The 14,392-nt window shown below is 64.7% G+C and carries 19 protein-coding genes and 1 riboswitch; of the genes, 10 read left to right on the top strand and 9 right to left on the bottom strand.

The genetic code is table 11. The annotated features are described in order from the left end of the window. Positions 1 to 3 precede the first annotated feature (3 nt). From tolQ to ydfG, 3 genes are all read right to left on the bottom strand, one after another. A complete protein-coding gene (tolQ, locus tag U5A65_RS20750) occupies positions 4 to 681 on the bottom strand; it encodes a protein TolQ (protein WP_028205324.1) in 678 nt (225 codons plus the stop codon). Between the two features lie 154 nt (positions 682 to 835). Continuing rightward, positions 836 to 1,330, bottom strand: coding sequence for a tol-pal system-associated acyl-CoA thioesterase (gene ybgC, locus U5A65_RS20745; protein ID WP_321913789.1), 495 nt, complete (start codon positions 1,328 to 1,330; stop codon positions 836 to 838). Between the two features lie 68 nt (positions 1,331 to 1,398). Then, complete coding sequence (gene ydfG, locus U5A65_RS20740; RefSeq protein ID WP_321935070.1) at positions 1,399 to 2,145, bottom strand: bifunctional NADP-dependent 3-hydroxy acid dehydrogenase/3-hydroxypropionate dehydrogenase YdfG; 747 nt, start codon at positions 2,143 to 2,145, stop codon at positions 1,399 to 1,401. A 197-nt stretch (positions 2,146 to 2,342) separates the two neighbouring features. Further along, a riboswitch (ZMP/ZTP riboswitch) is annotated at positions 2,343 to 2,480 on the top strand. 175 nt (positions 2,481 to 2,655) lie between these two features. Between ydfG and glyA the strand changes: the two genes are divergently transcribed. The 7 genes from glyA (at position 2,656) to U5A65_RS20705 (ending at position 7,299) form a co-directional block, all read left to right on the top strand. Beyond that, positions 2,656 to 3,903 (top strand): serine hydroxymethyltransferase, encoded by a 1,248-nt coding sequence (gene glyA / locus U5A65_RS20735; RefSeq protein WP_321913791.1) that lies wholly within the window; start codon positions 2,656 to 2,658, stop codon positions 3,901 to 3,903. Between the two features lie 15 nt (positions 3,904 to 3,918). After that, entirely contained in the window at positions 3,919 to 4,401 is a 483-nt protein-coding gene (gene nrdR / locus U5A65_RS20730) for a transcriptional regulator NrdR (protein ID WP_321913792.1), read from the top strand. A 157-nt stretch (positions 4,402 to 4,558) separates the two neighbouring features. Continuing rightward, the gene (locus U5A65_RS20725; protein ID WP_321913793.1) at positions 4,559 to 5,095 is read left to right on the top strand and encodes a GspH/FimT family pseudopilin; all 537 of its coding nucleotides are present in this window, start codon (positions 4,559 to 4,561) and stop codon (positions 5,093 to 5,095) included. Beyond that, complete coding sequence (locus U5A65_RS20720; protein ID WP_321947166.1) at positions 5,092 to 5,520, top strand: hypothetical protein; 429 nt, start codon at positions 5,092 to 5,094, stop codon at positions 5,518 to 5,520. Before U5A65_RS20725 ends, U5A65_RS20720 begins: the two co-directional genes overlap by 4 nt. Beyond that, a complete protein-coding gene (locus U5A65_RS20715; protein WP_321947164.1) occupies positions 5,517 to 6,314 on the top strand; it encodes a PilW family protein in 798 nt (265 codons plus the stop codon). Before U5A65_RS20720 ends, U5A65_RS20715 begins: the two co-directional genes overlap by 4 nt. Then, entirely contained in the window at positions 6,311 to 6,847 is a 537-nt protein-coding gene (locus U5A65_RS20710; RefSeq protein ID WP_321913796.1) for a hypothetical protein, read from the top strand. Before U5A65_RS20715 ends, U5A65_RS20710 begins: the two co-directional genes overlap by 4 nt. Before the next feature lie 20 nt (positions 6,848 to 6,867). Beyond that, entirely contained in the window at positions 6,868 to 7,299 is a 432-nt protein-coding gene (locus U5A65_RS20705; RefSeq protein ID WP_321947162.1) for a type IV pilin protein, read from the top strand. Positions 7,300 to 7,328: 29 nt separating this feature from the next. Here the strand turns inward: U5A65_RS20705 and U5A65_RS20700 are convergent, their stop codons facing one another. The 3 genes from U5A65_RS20700 to U5A65_RS20690 all read right to left on the bottom strand — a co-directional run bounded on the left by U5A65_RS20700 (position 7,329) and on the right by U5A65_RS20690 (position 8,725). Next, positions 7,329 to 7,814 (bottom strand): DUF3318 domain-containing protein, encoded by a 486-nt coding sequence (locus U5A65_RS20700; protein ID WP_321913798.1) that lies wholly within the window; start codon positions 7,812 to 7,814, stop codon positions 7,329 to 7,331. 15 nt (positions 7,815 to 7,829) lie between these two features. After that, on the bottom strand, positions 7,830 to 8,216 hold the full coding sequence (locus tag U5A65_RS20695; RefSeq protein WP_321913799.1) for a phage holin family protein: 387 nt from the start codon (positions 8,214 to 8,216) through the stop codon (positions 7,830 to 7,832). A 206-nt stretch (positions 8,217 to 8,422) separates the two neighbouring features. Next, entirely contained in the window at positions 8,423 to 8,725 is a 303-nt protein-coding gene (locus tag U5A65_RS20690) for a DUF883 family protein (protein ID WP_007584918.1), read from the bottom strand. Between the two features lie 361 nt (positions 8,726 to 9,086). Here U5A65_RS20690 and U5A65_RS20685 point away from each other — a divergent pair, with 361 nt between their 5' ends. Then, on the top strand, positions 9,087 to 9,725 hold the full coding sequence (locus tag U5A65_RS20685) for a peroxiredoxin (RefSeq protein WP_321947160.1): 639 nt from the start codon (positions 9,087 to 9,089) through the stop codon (positions 9,723 to 9,725). 90 nt (positions 9,726 to 9,815) lie between these two features. Here U5A65_RS20685 and U5A65_RS20680 read toward each other — a convergent pair whose 3' ends face one another. Further along, entirely contained in the window at positions 9,816 to 11,006 is a 1,191-nt protein-coding gene (locus tag U5A65_RS20680) for an acyl-CoA dehydrogenase (protein WP_091996231.1), read from the bottom strand. A 127-nt stretch (positions 11,007 to 11,133) separates the two neighbouring features. Between U5A65_RS20680 and U5A65_RS20675 the strand changes: the two genes are divergently transcribed. Beyond that, positions 11,134 to 11,934 carry an IclR family transcriptional regulator gene (locus tag U5A65_RS20675; RefSeq protein WP_321913801.1) on the top strand — a complete coding sequence of 267 codons (801 nt, stop codon included), beginning with the start codon at positions 11,134 to 11,136 and terminating at the stop codon, positions 11,932 to 11,934. Positions 11,935 to 12,009: 75 nt separating this feature from the next. Here the strand turns inward: U5A65_RS20675 and argF are convergent, their stop codons facing one another. Beyond that, a complete protein-coding gene (gene argF / locus U5A65_RS20670; protein ID WP_042266191.1) occupies positions 12,010 to 12,939 on the bottom strand; it encodes an ornithine carbamoyltransferase in 930 nt (309 codons plus the stop codon). A 646-nt stretch (positions 12,940 to 13,585) separates the two neighbouring features. Between argF and U5A65_RS20665 the strand changes: the two genes are divergently transcribed. Further along, the gene (locus U5A65_RS20665; RefSeq protein ID WP_133182706.1) at positions 13,586 to 13,933 is read left to right on the top strand and encodes a DUF3579 domain-containing protein; all 348 of its coding nucleotides are present in this window, start codon (positions 13,586 to 13,588) and stop codon (positions 13,931 to 13,933) included. Positions 13,934 to 14,095: 162 nt separating this feature from the next. Here U5A65_RS20665 and rpsT read toward each other — a convergent pair whose 3' ends face one another. After that, positions 14,096 to 14,368: a 30S ribosomal protein S20 gene (gene rpsT, locus U5A65_RS20660; RefSeq protein ID WP_069262794.1), complete on the bottom strand. Its 273-nt coding sequence runs from the start codon at positions 14,366 to 14,368 to the stop codon at positions 14,096 to 14,098. Positions 14,369 to 14,392 lie beyond the last annotated feature (24 nt).

The following is a 14,392-nucleotide window of genomic DNA, read 5'->3' as shown; positions in this document are numbered from 1 at the left end:
CGATTAGTGGGCCTGACGCTGCAGGATGTTCGAAAACTCTTCGATGAAGGTTTCGAAGCGGATCGCCAGACGGTCGATGTCGTGTGCGTAGCTGTTGTACGCGACCACCGCCGGAATGGCGGCGAACAGACCGATCGCGGTCGCCGTCAGCGCTTCGGCAATGCCGGGCGCCACGTTCGCGAGCGTGGCCTGCTGCACGTTGGCGAGGCCGCGGAACGCGTTCATGATCCCCCAGACCGTGCCGAAAAGACCGATGTACGGACTGACCGAGCCGACCGAGGCGAGGAACGAGAGATTCGCCTCGAGCGCGTCCATCTCGCGCTGGAAGGCGGCGCGCATCGCGCGGCGGGCGCCGTCGAGCACGAGGCTCGGATCATTCAGGCGCTTTTCTTTCGCCTTCAGAAATTCGCGCATGCCCGACTCGAAGATACGCTCGAGCGCGCCGATCGTGTGGCGGTTGTTGGCTGCGCTCTGATAGAGCGCCTGCAGGTCGCCGCCTGACCAGAAGTCGCGCTCGAAGCGCTCTGTCTGGGAGCGCGCCCGGCGGATCGCAAACCACTTGCGGAAGATGAAGGTCCAGGAAATCAGCGACATGAGCAGAAGAAGCCCCATCACCGCCTGTGCCAGTATGCTCGCATTAAGAACGAGAGAAATGATCGACAGATCTTGTGTAGTGTTCATATAGGTTCGTTGTGACGTCCCGAAAGGGGCGAGCGGCTGCAAGACAACGCAAGGCTTCCTGTAGGCGGTTGGGAAGCTCTCGCGCCGTCGCGGCCGAACCCTGCTTGGTCCTGCATTGACCGGCGCGAGTTCACTGGCGTCGTATCAACGGTAATTACTGCACTGCCGTTGACACGGCGTACAGGTCTTTCTGTGGCCCACGTAGCAAGGCTTCATGAACGGGGGCCGGAATGGGCGCGGGGCGCATGGCTGTGCTGTCGACGCAGGCGACACGAATGGTGCCCGTGGCGAGCAGCGTGTTCTCGCGCCACGCTTCCTGCATGAAGTCGACCGAGGCGCGGCCAAGCTTCTCGACGCGGCTGACGGTGGTCACGACGTCGTCGAGGCGCGCGGGTGAACGGTAGTCGAGCGCAGTGCTGCGCACGACGAAGAGCACGCCCGTTTCCTCGGCGAGCCGACGCTGATCGACGCCGCACGCGCGCAGCCATTCGGTGCGCGCGCGTTCGAAGAACTTCAGATAATTCGCGTAAAACACGATGCCACCGGCGTCGGTGTCCTCGTAATAGACGCGTATCGGCCACGTAAAACCGCGCCCGGCCGGTGACGATGCGGCGTCCGGCTTGCTGGTCGAATTTTCCATGCCGCGCATTCTACCGGAACGCGCGGCCCCAACGTCTTTCGTACGACTGACGTAAGTATAAAATTTGTAAGGTAATTTTAGCCGCGATGGATGCTGAGGCCGGCGAATGTCTGGGCAACGGGCATCAATTCGATCGTGTTGATGTTCACGTGCGCTGGGCGTGTGGCGATCCAGTAGATCGAGTCGGCGATGTCCTCGGCCGTGAGCGGTTGCACGTCCTTGTAGACGTTGGCCGCCTTGGTGTCGTCGCCGCGAAAGCGCACGTTCGAGAACTCGGTGCCGCCGCACAGGCCCGGCTCGATGTCGGTCACGCGCAGCGCGGTGCCCGCGAGGTCCGCGCGCAGGTTCAGGCTGAACTGGCGCACGAAGGCCTTGGTCGCGCCGTAGACGTTGCCGCCCGCATACGGCCAGCGGCCCGCCACGGAACCGAGGTTGAAGATGTGGCCGCGGTTGCGCGCGATCATGCCGGGCAGAAACGCGTGGGTGACCTGCACGAGGCCCGTGCAGTTGGTGTCGATCATGGTTTCCCACTCGTCGAGGTCGGCCTTCTGCGCCGGTTCTACGCCGAGCGCGAGGCCGGCGTTGTTGACCAGCACGTCGACGCCGGCGAACTCGGGCGGCAGCGCGGCGGGCGCGGCTTCGACCGCGGCGCGGTCGCGTACGTCGAGCTCGATGGGCAGAAGGGCGTCGCCGAGTTCGGCGGCGAGCGCGTCGAGACGGTCCTTGCGGCGGGCCGTGGCGACGACGCGATGTCCGCCCGTGACAAAGGCCCGCGCAATGGCGGCGCCGAATCCTGCGGATGCGCCGGTGACGAAAACGATCATGGTGGCTCCCTGGTCGGTAGAAGGCGAGGAAAGCGGAAAGCCTACTTCCAATGCCGCGTTGCGGCAAGGAAGGGACAGAACGCGCGAGGGCCGCATCGCCGGTACCACCGGCCGTCGCGCCAGCAGGCGCGGGGCGCCCGGCCGCATGGGGCGCGGGCGGTTGCCTATTCCCTGCCGTTCCAATACACTAACGCGCTCAATCCCTGCGTGACTGGCGATAGGGTTCCAAAATAGCGGCGATGGCGGTAGCAATCTGCCCGCAATGAGGGACTCAAGGTGGAACGACCCACCGTGAAGCGCAGGGTGCCGTTTTGCCGTTCGCCTGGGCAGCCTGATTTCGCGCGCTTTCGTTAGCGCTGCGGGGCCTTTACCGGCCGTGGCTGTCCAGCCTCGCGTGTGCGGCACCTCCTTCCGCCACGTCAAGGCTGGCCTCTTCGCCAGCAGCGCCGCGTACCCGCTACGCGTTCCGCGCGAGACCCGGTCAACCTGAACACACTTAACGGAATCCGTATGTTTGACAGAGCCGAAAGCACCATCGCCAACGTCGATCCCGAACTCTTCAAGGCGATCGAACTCGAAAACCGCCGCCAGGAAGAGCACATCGAGCTCATCGCGTCGGAAAACTACACCTCGCCCGCAGTCATGGCCGCGCAGGGTTCGCAGCTCACCAACAAGTACGCCGAAGGCTACCCCGGTAAGCGCTATTACGGCGGCTGCGAATACGTGGATATCGTCGAGCAGCTCGCGATCGACCGCGTGAAGCAGCTGTTCGGCGCCGAAGCCGCGAACGTTCAGCCGAACTCGGGCTCGCAGGCCAACCAGGGCGTGTTCTTCGCCGTGCTCAAGCCGGGCGACACGATCATGGGCATGAGCCTCGCCGAAGGCGGCCACCTCACGCACGGCATGGCGCTGAACATGAGCGGCAAGTGGTTCAATGTCGTGAGCTACGGCCTCGACGCCAAGGAAGACATCGACTACGAAGCGCTCGAAAAGCGCGCGCACGAAACGAAGCCGAAGCTGATCATCGCTGGCGCTTCGGCGTTCGCGCTGCGTATCGACTTCGAGCGCATCGCCAAGGTCGCCAAGGCGGTTGGCGCGTACTTCATGGTCGACATGGCGCACTACGCGGGCCTGATCGCCGCGGGCGTCTACCCGAACCCGGTGCCGCACGCCGACTTCGTCACCACGACCACGCACAAGAGCCTGCGCGGCCCGCGCGGCGGCGTGATCCTGATGAAGGCGGAGTTCGAGAAGCAGATCAACTCGGCCATCTTCCCGGGCATTCAGGGCGGTCCGCTCATGCACGTCATCGCCGGTAAGGCCGTGGCGTTCAAGGAAGCGCTCTCGCCGGAATTCAAGACCTACCAGCAGCAAGTGGTCGAGAACGCTCGCGTGCTGGCGGAAACGCTGGTCAAGCGCGGTCTGCGCATCGTTTCGGGCCGCACGGAAAGCCACGTGATGCTGGTGGACCTGCGCGCGAAGAACATTACCGGCAAGGCAGCTGAAGCCGTGCTTGGCAGCGCGCACATCACGGTGAACAAGAACGCAATTCCGAACGATCCGGAAAAGCCGTTTGTGACGAGCGGCATCCGCCTCGGTTCGCCGGCCATGACAACGCGCGGCTTCGGCGTAAAGGAAGCCGAGCAGGTGGGCAACCTGATTGCCGACGTGCTCGACAATCCGGAAGACGCCGCCACGATCGAGCGCGTGAAGGCGCAGGTCGCTGAGCTGACGAAGCGCTTCCCGGTCTACCGCTAAGCCACGCGATAGGCCATGCGCTGCCCCTTTTGCCGGCACGAAGACACGCAGGTCGTCGACTCGCGCGTGTCCGAAGACGGCGCCGCGATCCGGCGCCGCCGCCGCTGCCCGGCCTGCGACAAGCGTTTCACGACGTACGAGCGGGTCGAGCTGGCGATGCCGTCTATCGTCAAGAAGGATGGCAGCCGCACGGAATTCGACCGCCGCAAGATCATGGCGAGCATGCAACTGGCGCTGCGCAAGCGCCCGGTTGCGGCCGATGCGATCGACGCGGCGGTTGCCCGTATCGAATATCAATTGCTCGGCAGCGGCGAGCGCGAAGTGCGCAGCGAGCGCCTTGGCGAGCTCGTGATGGGCGAATTGCGCGAGCTCGACAAGGTCGCGTTTGTCCGGTTTGCTTCGGTGTACCGACGCTTCGAAGACGTCTCCGAATTCGAAGACGTGATCGAGGAATTCCGCCGTGCGGGTGCTGCCAACAACCCCACGAAAAAGCGCTGAGCGCATTCGCATTTTTCTTCCCTCCCGCTTTGCCGCTGTCGTAACGCTTGCATTCTCGCGAGCCGACGCTGCGCGCACCAGCTAGCCGTTCGGCTAATTGTTTCGTTTCCCGTTCGTCCGTAGATTGGTGGCAATCCGCTCAAACTAAGGATTGCTGATGAAGCACGGAGGATTCACACTCGTCGAGACGATGGTCGTCATCGTCTTGCTGGCGATCTGCGCAACGCTTTCCACGCCTGTTTTCACCGCGTGGCGCGTGCGCGACCAGGTCGACGCACGCGCCAACGCCATGCTCGGCACGCTTGCCTACGCGCGCAACGAGGCGATACGGCGCAAGGCGCGCATTACCGTTTGCCGCGTCGATACTGCGCGCAATTGCCTGGCGGCGGCTAAGGCGTGTCCGTCCGGTAGCGCCGACTGGTCATGCGGTTGGGCCGTCATGATCGAGCGCGCGGGCGCGTATATCCCTTTGCGCATCCAGCCGGCGCTCGACTCGATCACCGTGGCTTCGGGGCTCACCGCCATCACGTTTTCGCCGCCGGCGGGGCAAACCATTGGTAGCTTGCGCAACTTCGAGTTCGCCCCGCGGACCACATCGGCTGCGCAGCGCGGCGCGAGCTGGCGGCGCTGCATACGCATCGCGGCGGGCGGCCGGGCACGAGTGAGCGACGGCGCATGCACGGGTGCGTCGTGAGCCGGGCCAGTGAGCGTGGCGTGCGCGGATCGACGCTGCTCGAAGTTGCCATTGCGCTCGGCGTCATGGCGATGTGCGGGCTCGGCCTGATGAGCACGCAGCTCGGGGTGGCCCGGCATGCGCAGCTGGCAGCGGCGCGCGAACGCGCGGTGTTTACCGCTGACGCCATTGCCGAAGCCGCACGCGTGGCAGGCGCATCTGGCTCCCCGATCGATCGATGGAAGGCGCTGACGGCGAGCGTTGTGCCGGAAGGGCAGCTGACCACGTCGAGTGCGGGCGGAGACGCATCGATCGCGTCTGTGAGTTGGGCGGCGACACCGTTCGGCGCAGCGTCAGGTTCGGCTGCGGCCTCGCGGGTCGCGCCATGTCTCGATGCAACGGCGCCCGCAGGGCGCGCCTGCGTCGCCTTGGCATTTCTGCGATGAGTAAGCGTCTCGCGTATGCACGCCGGCATGCTGGCCACACACTGCTCGAACTGACGATTGCCGTGGCGCTCGGTCTCGTGGTGACGCTGGGTGCGCTCTCGGCCTACCGCACGCAGCGCCAGGCCTACGCGCTGGCGAGCGATGCCGTGCGTATCCACGAGGCCGGCATGAACGCATTGATGTTGATCGGCGAGCAGATCCAGATGGCCGGCTTTACCGCAGCCGATGCGCGCTCGCCGCTTGCCGGTCCTGCAATTTTCGGCTGCGCTGCCGGGCGACCGAGCGGTGCCGACGCCGCGCTTGCCTGCGAGTCGCTGTCGAGCCGCTCCGATGGGCTGGCGGTGCGCTACCTAGGCGACGGAGTCTCGACGTGGCCCGCCGCGAACGGCCAGGTCACCGACTGCCTCGGGCAGGCGGTGGGCGCAGCGGGCGTCGAAATCGTGAACCGCTATCACGCCAAGGTGAGCGGCTCGACCGGCGAGACCGAGCTTTATTGCGAGGGCTCCGGCAAGGTCGGCACGGCGCAGCCGCTTGTCGAGGGCGTCGAGCGGTTGCGCTTGCGCTACTGGACGGCGGCCGCGGCGCAGGCGGTCGAAGCTTCGGCGCTCACGCGCGACCAATGGGCTGCGGTCGTCGCGGTCGATCTCTGCGTGCTGGTGCGCGGGGCGCTCCTTTCCCGGCGCGTGCGCTATGTCGATTGCGATGGCGTGCAGGCAGTCGGCGCCGATGGGCGAGCGCGACAAACGTTCTGGCGGCACGTCGTGCTGCGCAACGTTCTGCCGGCGGCGTCATGAGCACGCGCCTTTGTGTGACGCATCGCCCATGCGCCGCTCGTCGCGGCGTCGCGCTGCCGGTCGTGCTGCTCATTGTCGCGATGATGCTCGTGACTTCGGCGGCATGGTTCGAGGCAGCGTTGTTCGCGCGGCGCAACGCAGATGCTGTAGCCGATCATCTGCAGTCCTTCCATGCCGCTGACGCCGCGCTCGTGTTGTGCTCGCGTGCGCTGGCGAATGGCTCGCTCGCCGCGCCTGCGGCCGCCACGCAGCCCGGCGAGCCGCAAGCCTGGCGAAAGCAGGACAGCTTCGAGCGGCTGGCCATTGCGCCCGTTGCCGCCTGGCCCGGGTCCGGGCGCGCGCCGCAATGCTTCGTCGAAGCCTGGCGCATCGAGAGCCGCCCGCTGGCGCGCGCGTATCTCGTCACGGCGCGAGGGTTTGGCGCATCGGAAGACACACAAAGCTGGCTGCAGAACCAGCTGACCATCGAAGCCGAGGGCGATGAGACGCGCGTCGAGCATCACTGGCGTCACGTCGTCGCGAGGCCGTTTTGACAAGTCAAGCGGGAGGGAAGGTGAAGAGCAACCGCTTCAGCGCGTTCACACTGCTGGAGCTGCTCATCGCGCTGGCGGTGGCCGCAATCGTCGCGGCCTTCGCGCTGCCGGGATGGAGCGCGCAGATCGCGCGGGGACATCGCATCGACGCTGTCGCCGCGCTCTATCGGGCGGCGCAGTTCGTCGATACGCAGAGCGCGTCGATGGCGTCGTTGCCCGCGGGATTCGACCAGGCGCCGCCGACGGGTACGCCCATCTACCGCTTGCGCGTGTTGCCCGCAGACGAGTCCAACGGCGGCTACGCCATCGCGGCCGATCCTGTGGAAACCGGCCCGATGCGCGGCGACGCTTGCGGCGCGTTCGTACTCGACGCAACCGGCGCGCGTAGCAACCACGCTGCAGGCGGCGGCGCTGTCGCGGCGGCTATCCAAACGTGCTGGCGGGACAGGTGAAGGCCTGGGAACTGCGCAACGCCCGGCAGTCAGCCGGTGAGATCGTCTTCGTCGGACCTGGAGCGGGCGGGCGGGTTCGAAGAGGTGTCGCGCTGGCGCCGCACCTGCTGCCACACGCGGTACGCCTCCCAGGCCGTAAAGGCGAGGCCGCCCCACTTGATGACGGGGCGCGCCGCCGAAACGATGCTTGTGCGCAGCGGTTTCGCCACAATGAGCGAGACGAGCGAGCTGACCAGCGGATATTCCTTGAGCAGGCTGCCGAGGCCGGAAGCCACGCCGCCGCCGGAGCCGCCGCCGGAGCCGGAGCGACCGAAGCCGGGCACCACGAAGCGCAGCCAGCTGAAATTCGTGACTGTCGCGCGGATGTCGACGAGCGCTTCAGCCATTTCGGCGCGCTCGACGCTAGCTCGCACGAGCAGCAGTTCCTTGCGCAGCGCGCGCAGTTGTGGCGTCGAGAGGTCGTGTGCACGACCGCCGCGAGGGCGAAAAGCGGTGTCCGGTCGGGGTTGGTTCATGGCGTCGGCTCGCGGCTAGGGGTTGCGCAGGGCATCTCGGTCTTTCTCGAATTCTTCGAGCGTCGCCTGGAACACGAGTGGCGCGGTGTGCAGGCCGCGTCGCGCCTTCAGGCCGCAGAAAATCGCCGCGACCGCATAGAGGATCGTGAGACCGGCGAGCGCCTCCCAGCGGTACGTGTCCCAGAAGGCGATCGCAACGAGCGCCGTGAGCGCGATTAGCGCAAGCATCGCGAACATCATTCCCGCGAGGCCGAGGAAGAGCACGCCGATGAGGCGGTCTTTCTCCTCGGCGAGTTCGATGCCGATCAGTTCTAGCCGCGTCTGTAGCATCGCGGACGCGGAGCCGAGCAGTCGGCGCAACGGCCCGTGTTCGTGTCGCTGCGAGTGGGTGTCTGTCGTCATGGCGATGGCAGGTGGCGCAGGCGTGTGCCCGAGCAATGCGCAGGAAAAAGCGCAAAAAGAAACAGCGGGCGGAATCGCTCGGCAAAACCAATGGGCGCGGCGGGGCGCGCCCGAGAAAAGCCGTCAGGCAAGCGCCGCCAGCGGGCTGTACGACCGCGCCGAACGAGCGGCCCTGAGACCGCCCGCGTGGCGAAGGATGCGCCGCTTTACTTGCGGTTGATCAGCAGACCGACCAGCACGCCCACGCCGGCGGCGATGCCGATCGACGCCCACGGATGCTCGTGGACGTAATCGTCGGTTGCGCGCGCCGCTTTCTTGCCTTTCTCGACCACGACCACCTGGACGTCGGCGGCCTTCTCCTTCGCCTGCTTCAGACGCGAGAGTGCCGTTTCGCGCAATTCCGAAGCGCGCTCGCCCGTAGCGCTCGCAGCCTGCTTGAGCAGGTCCTCTGCATCCGCGAGGACGGTTTTGATATCGGACATCAGCCTCTCCTTGTTGACTTCTGACATTGACTGGCTCCCATCGTGTCACATCACGCGTGAATCGTAACAAAGATACGGGCGCTGGCAAGCGTGACGCGCCGCCACGACCCTGAATTCGCACGATCCGTTCCCGCGAACGCGTGTGGAACGGGTTGTGGATGGCGCGCGCGAAAGCAGCGCGCGGTGAGAGTCATGGATCTGATCCGGCACCTAAAGTTTCCCTCAACTCGCTCAAAATTACAAAAACTCATACCGGTGTGAGCCGATGTTCGTTCGCGGGGCACGATCAGGGCCTGTATGCTTGGGTGTTGTAAACGTCTACCGGATCAACGCGCCGCGTGCGCCGTGTCGATCAAACTCCGTTCATCTCGTTCAAAGGAACCGCACCATGAGTCTACGTCTTGGCGATATCGCACCCGACTTCGAGCAGGATTCGAGCGTTGGCCGCATCAAGTTTCACGAGTGGCTCGGCAATAGCTGGGGCGTGCTGTTTTCGCACCCGGCCGACTTCACGCCGGTCTGCACGACCGAACTTGGCCTGACCGCGAAGCTCAAGGACGAATTCGAGAGGCGCAACGTGAAGACGATTGCACTTTCGGTCGATAGCGCCCAGTCGCACAACGAATGGATCAAGGACATCAACGAGACGCAGGCGGCGAGTGTCGGTTTCCCGATTCTCGCGGACGGCGACCGCAAGGTGTCCACGCTGTACGACATGATCCATCCGAACGCGAACGAGACGTTCACGGTTCGCTCGCTCTTCGTGATCGACCCGAACAAGAAGGTGCGCCTCATCATCACCTATCCGGCGAGTACGGGTCGCAACTTCGACGAAGTGCTGCGCGTGATCGACTCGCTGCAGCTCACCGACCACTATCAGGTCGCGACGCCCGGCAACTGGAAGCAGGGCGACGACGTCGTGATCGTCCCGTCGCTGAAGGACGAAGAGGTCATCAAGCAGAAGTTCCCGAAGGGCTACAAGGCGCTGCGTCCGTATCTGCGCTTGACGCCGCAGCCGAACAAGTAAGCCGTTCGGCTAACGCCAAAACAAAAGCGCCGCACGAAACCCATCGTGCGGCGCTTTTTTATGAGCAGATGATGCCGAGCGGGGCGGCGATCAGAAGAACGCCTGGATACCCGTCTGTGCGCGGCCGAGGATCAGCGCGTGAATGTCGTGCGTGCCTTCGTACGTGTTCACCACTTCGAGGTTCACGAGGTGGCGCGCCACGCCGAATTCGTCGGAGATGCCGTTGCCGCCCAGCATGTCGCGGGCGAGACGCGCGATATCGAGCGACTTGCCGCACGAATTGCGCTTCATGATCGACGTGATCTCGACAGCGGCCGTGCCTTCGTCCTTCATGCGGCCGAGACGCAGGCAGCCCTGCAGGCCGAGCGTGATTTCCGTTTGCATGTCGGCGAGCTTCTTCTGGATCAGCTGGTTTGCCGCGAGCGGGCGGCCGAACTGTTTGCGGTCGAGCACATATTGGCGCGCCGTGTGCCAGCACGACTCCGCTGCGCCGAGCGCGCCCCAGGCGATGCCGTAGCGCGCCGAATTCAGGCAGGTGAACGGACCGCGCAGGCCCTTCACACCCGGCATGATGTTTTCTTCCGGCACGAACACTTCGTCGAGCACGATTTCGCCGGTGATCGAGGCGCGCAGGCCGACCTTGCCGTGGATGGCGGGCGCCGAGAGACCCTTCCAGCCTTTCTCGAGGATGAAGCCGCGAATGTCGTCCTTGCCGTCTTCCTCGAGCTTCGCCCAGACGACGAAGACGTCGGCGATCGGCGAGTTCGTGATCCACATCTTCGCGCCCGAGAGCGAGTAGCCGCCGTTCACTTTCTTCGCGCGCGTGACCATGCTGCCCGGGTCCGAGCCGTGGTTCGGCTCCGTAAGACCGAAGCAGCCGATCCACTCGCCGCTGGCGAGCTTGGGCAGGTACTTCTGCTTTTGCGCTTCCGAGCCGAATTCGAAGATCGGCACCATCACGAGCGACGACTGCACCGACATCATCGAGCGATAGCCCGAGTCGACGCGCTCCACTTCGCGCGCAATCAGGCCATAGCTCACGTAGTTCAGGCCCGGGCCGCCGTATTGCTCGGGAATCGTCGGGCCGAGCAGGCCGACTTCGCCCATCTCGCGGAAGATCGAGGCGTCCGTCTTCTCGTGGCGGAACGCTTCCAGCACGCGCGGCGCAAGCTTGTCCTGGGCGTACGCGGCGGCGGCGTCGCGCACCATGCGCTCCTCTTCGGTGAGCTGCTGGTCGAGCAGAAGCGGGTCTTCCCAATGGAACTGGGCGTGTGCGGCCATGGTGTCTCTCCTTTCCTCAAATCCTTTAGATGGGCGAATTTGCGCTTGACTCTGGTTCCGCTATGCGGAACAATGTTTTGCAAATTAACTTTAGTGTAGCACCAGGGCGCCCATGTCTGCATCCGGAATGACTACGACTTCCTCTTTTTCTTCTTCGCTGGCTGAGGGTCCGATCGACGAGCGCAAGTTCGTCGTGGCGCTCGCCCGCGGGCTCGACCTGCTGCGGGCGTTCCGCCCAGGCGAGACGCTGCTCGGCAATCGCGACTTCGTTGAGCGCACGGGCTTGCCGAAGGCAACCGTGAACCGGCTCGCGTACACGCTCACCGTGCTCGGTTATCTGCGTTTTGACGAATCGCTCGGCAAATATGCGCTCGACGCCGGGGTGCTGTCACTCGGCTTTGCGCTGCTGTCCGGCACGGACACGCTCGAACTCGCCCGCCCGCATATGCGCGCGTTCGCGCGCGAGGTGGGCGCCGCGGTGTCGCTCGGTTGTCGCGACGGTCTGGACGTGATCTATCTGGATACCATCCGCAGCGAGACGGCGCTCACGCTGGGCCTCGCCTCAGGCTCGCGGCTGTCGATGCTCACGAGTTCGATGGGCCGCGCGTATCTGGCCGTGCAGCCTATCGATGTGCGCATGGCGCTGTTCGCGGAACTGGAGAAGGCGGCGGGCGCTGAAGGACCGGCGCTGGTCGAGGCCGCAAAGCGCGAGATCGAAGTGTTTGGCAAGGAAGGGTGCTGCTATTCGTTTCGCGATTGGCACGAAGACGTCAACGCCGTGGCGGTGCCGTTTCGCGAGCCGCGCGAGCGCCGCTGGCTCGTGCTCAGCTGCAGCGGGCCGGCTTCGTCGATGGGGCCCGACGTGTTTCGCGAGCGTGTGGCACCGCTCCTGAAGTCGCTGGCGCGGCGGCTTGGCGAAACGGTCTGACGCGCGAGCCGCGCGCAGCGGGCACAAAAAAGCCGACCTGCGGGTCGGCTTTTTCATGGCGACGTGCGGCGAGATTCAGTGGTTCAAGCGGCCGAGCAGCAGGAACTCCATCAGCGCCTTCTGCACGTGCAGGCGGTTTTCCGCTTCGTCCCAAACCACGCTCTGCGGGCCGTCGATCACCTCGGCGCTCACTTCCTCGCCGCGATGCGCGGGCAAGCAGTGCATGAAGAGCGCGTCGGCGTTGGCGCGAGCCATCATCGGCGCGTCCACGCACCAGTCGGCGAACGCTTGCTTGCGTGCTTCGTTTTCGGCCTCGAAGCCCATGCTCGTCCAGACGTCGGTCGTCACGAGGTCGGCGCCGTCGCAGGCGTCGTGCGGGTCTTCGAACACTTCGTAGAACGGCTTGCTTTCCGGTGCGACCAGCGCCGGATCGAGCGGATAGCCCGGCGGCGTGGAAATCCGCAGCTTGAAGCCGAGGATCTGCGCGGCTTCGATCCACGTGTAGAGCATGTTGTTGGCGTCGCCGACCCACGCCACGGTCTTGCCGCGGATCGGGCCGCGATGCTCGTAGTACGTGAAGATGTCGGCCAGCACCTGGCAGGGGTGGTACTCGTTCGTCAGACCGTTGATGACCGGCACGCGCGAGCTTTCGGCAAAGCGCTGGAGGATGTCCTGGCCGAACGTGCGGATCATGATGATGTCGACCATGCGCGAGATGACCTGCGCCGAATCTTCGATCGGCTCGCCGCGGCCGAGCTGCGTATCGCGCGTGTTCATGAACACGGCGTGGCCGCCCAGCTGGAAGATACCCGCTTCGAACGAGAGGCGCGTGCGCGTGGAGCTCTTCTCGAAGATCATCGCCAGCGTGCGGTCGTGCAGCGGGTGATAGGTCTCGTAGTTCTTGAACTTGCGCTTCAGGATGCGCGCGCGCTCCAGCACATATTCATATTCGTCAAGGGAGAAATCCTTGAACTGCAGGTAATGGCGTATGGTCCGGGAGGTCATGAAACAAAAACGGCGCCCGATCCGGCCTCGAACTGCAGGATTGGGCCGGCGACGCCGCTGCGGTTGGTGGTAAGTCAAAGCAGCATAAAGGATTTTGCGCATTTTGACGAGTTGCCCAAAAATTAGGCAGGGTGCCCTGACGTGGGGAGGGTGGCGCTTTCGGGGTAGCTTTCGCGGCGGTTTCGCGAGCATCGAGAGGGCCCGGATTTAGCCTTTCAAGTGCCTTGTGTGCACTGCGTCAAAACGGTCGGTGCGCTATAATCCCAGAGATTTCTTAGGCACGACAAACGGGCCCTGGACGTGTGGTGGCAACACCTGCGGCAAGGTGGCGACACCTCGCGGCAACGGCAGGCAAGCCCGCGGGAGCGGCCTGTGCGCTGACTGGCAGTGCGCCGCGAAATCGTCCCGTCGATCCCGTTGCGAGACCTGCTTGTGACGTTTGGCGGCGGCGATTTTCGAGACTGAACGCCAGGCGGGGTGCGCGGCAGCCGTTTCCTATCCATCGGACTGTCCATGCGCGTGGCGGCGGGCGATCCCCGCAGCCGGCGTTGCGCGGTACCAGCGAGGTACCAGCGCAGGCGCAGCGCTCGTGCCGCCGTTACATGCTGCAAACGCACCCAGCAGCTACACACACAGGTACTCCTGCATGGCCGACGAAGCTCCAACCGAATACTTCATTCAAGGCATCACCAGCGCGGGGAAGAAGTTTCGTCCGAGCGACTGGTCGGAGCGCCTCGCCGGGGTCATGTCGAGCTTCGGTCCGAAAGCGTCGGCCAATGCGCGCGGCCCGAACGCCTATCTGCGCTACTCGCTCTATGTGCGCCCGACAATGATCGGCGACCTCAAAGTCGTCGTGCTGGACTCGCGTTTGAAGGACGTCGAGCCGATGGCCTTCAATTTCGTCATGAACTTCGCGAAGGACAACGACCTCGTCGTGACCGAGGCGTGCGAACTGCCGCACGATCACGCCACGCAGCAAGCCACGGTGCGCTAACGGCGCAGCCGCGGCAACGAATGGACCCGCTTCGGCGGGTTTTTTTGTGCCGGCGGTGTTGCCCGTCGTGTGCCGGGCAGAAACAAAAAAACCCGCCGAAGCGGGTTTTTTGTCGTGCAGCTCGAAGAGAGCGCTGCCAGCGTGGCCGGCAGTTCGAATCTCTTACTGAGCGGCTTGCATGGCCTTGACGGCAGCAGCCAGGCGGCTCTTATGGCGAGCGGCCTTGTTCTTGTGAACGATCTTCTTGTCGGCGATGATGTCGAGCGTCTTGCCCGATGCCTTCAGAACTTCAGCAGCCTTTGCCTGGTCGCCGGCGTCGATTGCCTTGCGAACAGCCTTGATGGCGGTGCGGAACTTCGAGCGCAGTGCCGAGTTGTGCGAGTTTGCCTTAGCGGCCTGACGGGCGCGCTTGCGTGCTTGTGCGGAGTTTGCCATTGCGATTCCTTGTGATTGCGGAGC

The organism is Paraburkholderia sp. J10-1 (assembly GCF_905220165.1).
Lineage (GTDB): Bacteria > Pseudomonadota > Gammaproteobacteria > Burkholderiales > Burkholderiaceae > Paraburkholderia.
The sequence above is the reverse complement of the archived record's forward strand: the minus strand, read 5'-3'. Positions and strand labels throughout refer to the sequence as shown.

What these genes read in the sequence shown, in the direction of transcription:
- tolQ (WP_028205324.1), bottom strand. Translation starts at nt 681, where the DNA reads ATGAACACTACACAAGATCTGTCGATCATTTCTCTCGTTCTTAATGCG.
- ybgC (WP_321913789.1), bottom strand. Translation starts at nt 1,330, where the DNA reads ATGCGCGGCATGGAAAATTCGACCAGCAAGCCGGACGCCGCATCGTCA.
- ydfG (WP_321935070.1), bottom strand. Translation starts at nt 2,145, where the DNA reads ATGATCGTTTTCGTCACCGGCGCATCCGCAGGATTCGGCGCCGCCATT.
- glyA (WP_321913791.1), top strand. Translation starts at nt 2,656, where the DNA reads ATGTTTGACAGAGCCGAAAGCACCATCGCCAACGTCGATCCCGAACTC.
- nrdR (WP_321913792.1), top strand. Translation starts at nt 3,919, where the DNA reads ATGCGCTGCCCCTTTTGCCGGCACGAAGACACGCAGGTCGTCGACTCG.
- U5A65_RS20725 (WP_321913793.1), top strand. Translation starts at nt 4,559, where the DNA reads ATGAAGCACGGAGGATTCACACTCGTCGAGACGATGGTCGTCATCGTC.
- U5A65_RS20715 (WP_321947164.1), top strand. Translation starts at nt 5,517, where the DNA reads ATGAGTAAGCGTCTCGCGTATGCACGCCGGCATGCTGGCCACACACTG.
- U5A65_RS20710 (WP_321913796.1), top strand. Translation starts at nt 6,311, where the DNA reads ATGAGCACGCGCCTTTGTGTGACGCATCGCCCATGCGCCGCTCGTCGC.
- U5A65_RS20700 (WP_321913798.1), bottom strand. Translation starts at nt 7,814, where the DNA reads ATGAACCAACCCCGACCGGACACCGCTTTTCGCCCTCGCGGCGGTCGT.
- U5A65_RS20695 (WP_321913799.1), bottom strand. Translation starts at nt 8,216, where the DNA reads ATGACGACAGACACCCACTCGCAGCGACACGAACACGGGCCGTTGCGC.
- U5A65_RS20690 (WP_007584918.1), bottom strand. Translation starts at nt 8,725, where the DNA reads ATGTCAGAAGTCAACAAGGAGAGGCTGATGTCCGATATCAAAACCGTC.
- U5A65_RS20685 (WP_321947160.1), top strand. Translation starts at nt 9,087, where the DNA reads ATGAGTCTACGTCTTGGCGATATCGCACCCGACTTCGAGCAGGATTCG.
- U5A65_RS20680 (WP_091996231.1), bottom strand. Translation starts at nt 11,006, where the DNA reads ATGGCCGCACACGCCCAGTTCCATTGGGAAGACCCGCTTCTGCTCGAC.
- U5A65_RS20675 (WP_321913801.1), top strand. Translation starts at nt 11,134, where the DNA reads ATGACTACGACTTCCTCTTTTTCTTCTTCGCTGGCTGAGGGTCCGATC.
- argF (WP_042266191.1), bottom strand. Translation starts at nt 12,939, where the DNA reads ATGACCTCCCGGACCATACGCCATTACCTGCAGTTCAAGGATTTCTCC.
- U5A65_RS20665 (WP_133182706.1), top strand. Translation starts at nt 13,586, where the DNA reads ATGGCCGACGAAGCTCCAACCGAATACTTCATTCAAGGCATCACCAGC.
- rpsT (WP_069262794.1), bottom strand. Translation starts at nt 14,368, where the DNA reads ATGGCAAACTCCGCACAAGCACGCAAGCGCGCCCGTCAGGCCGCTAAG.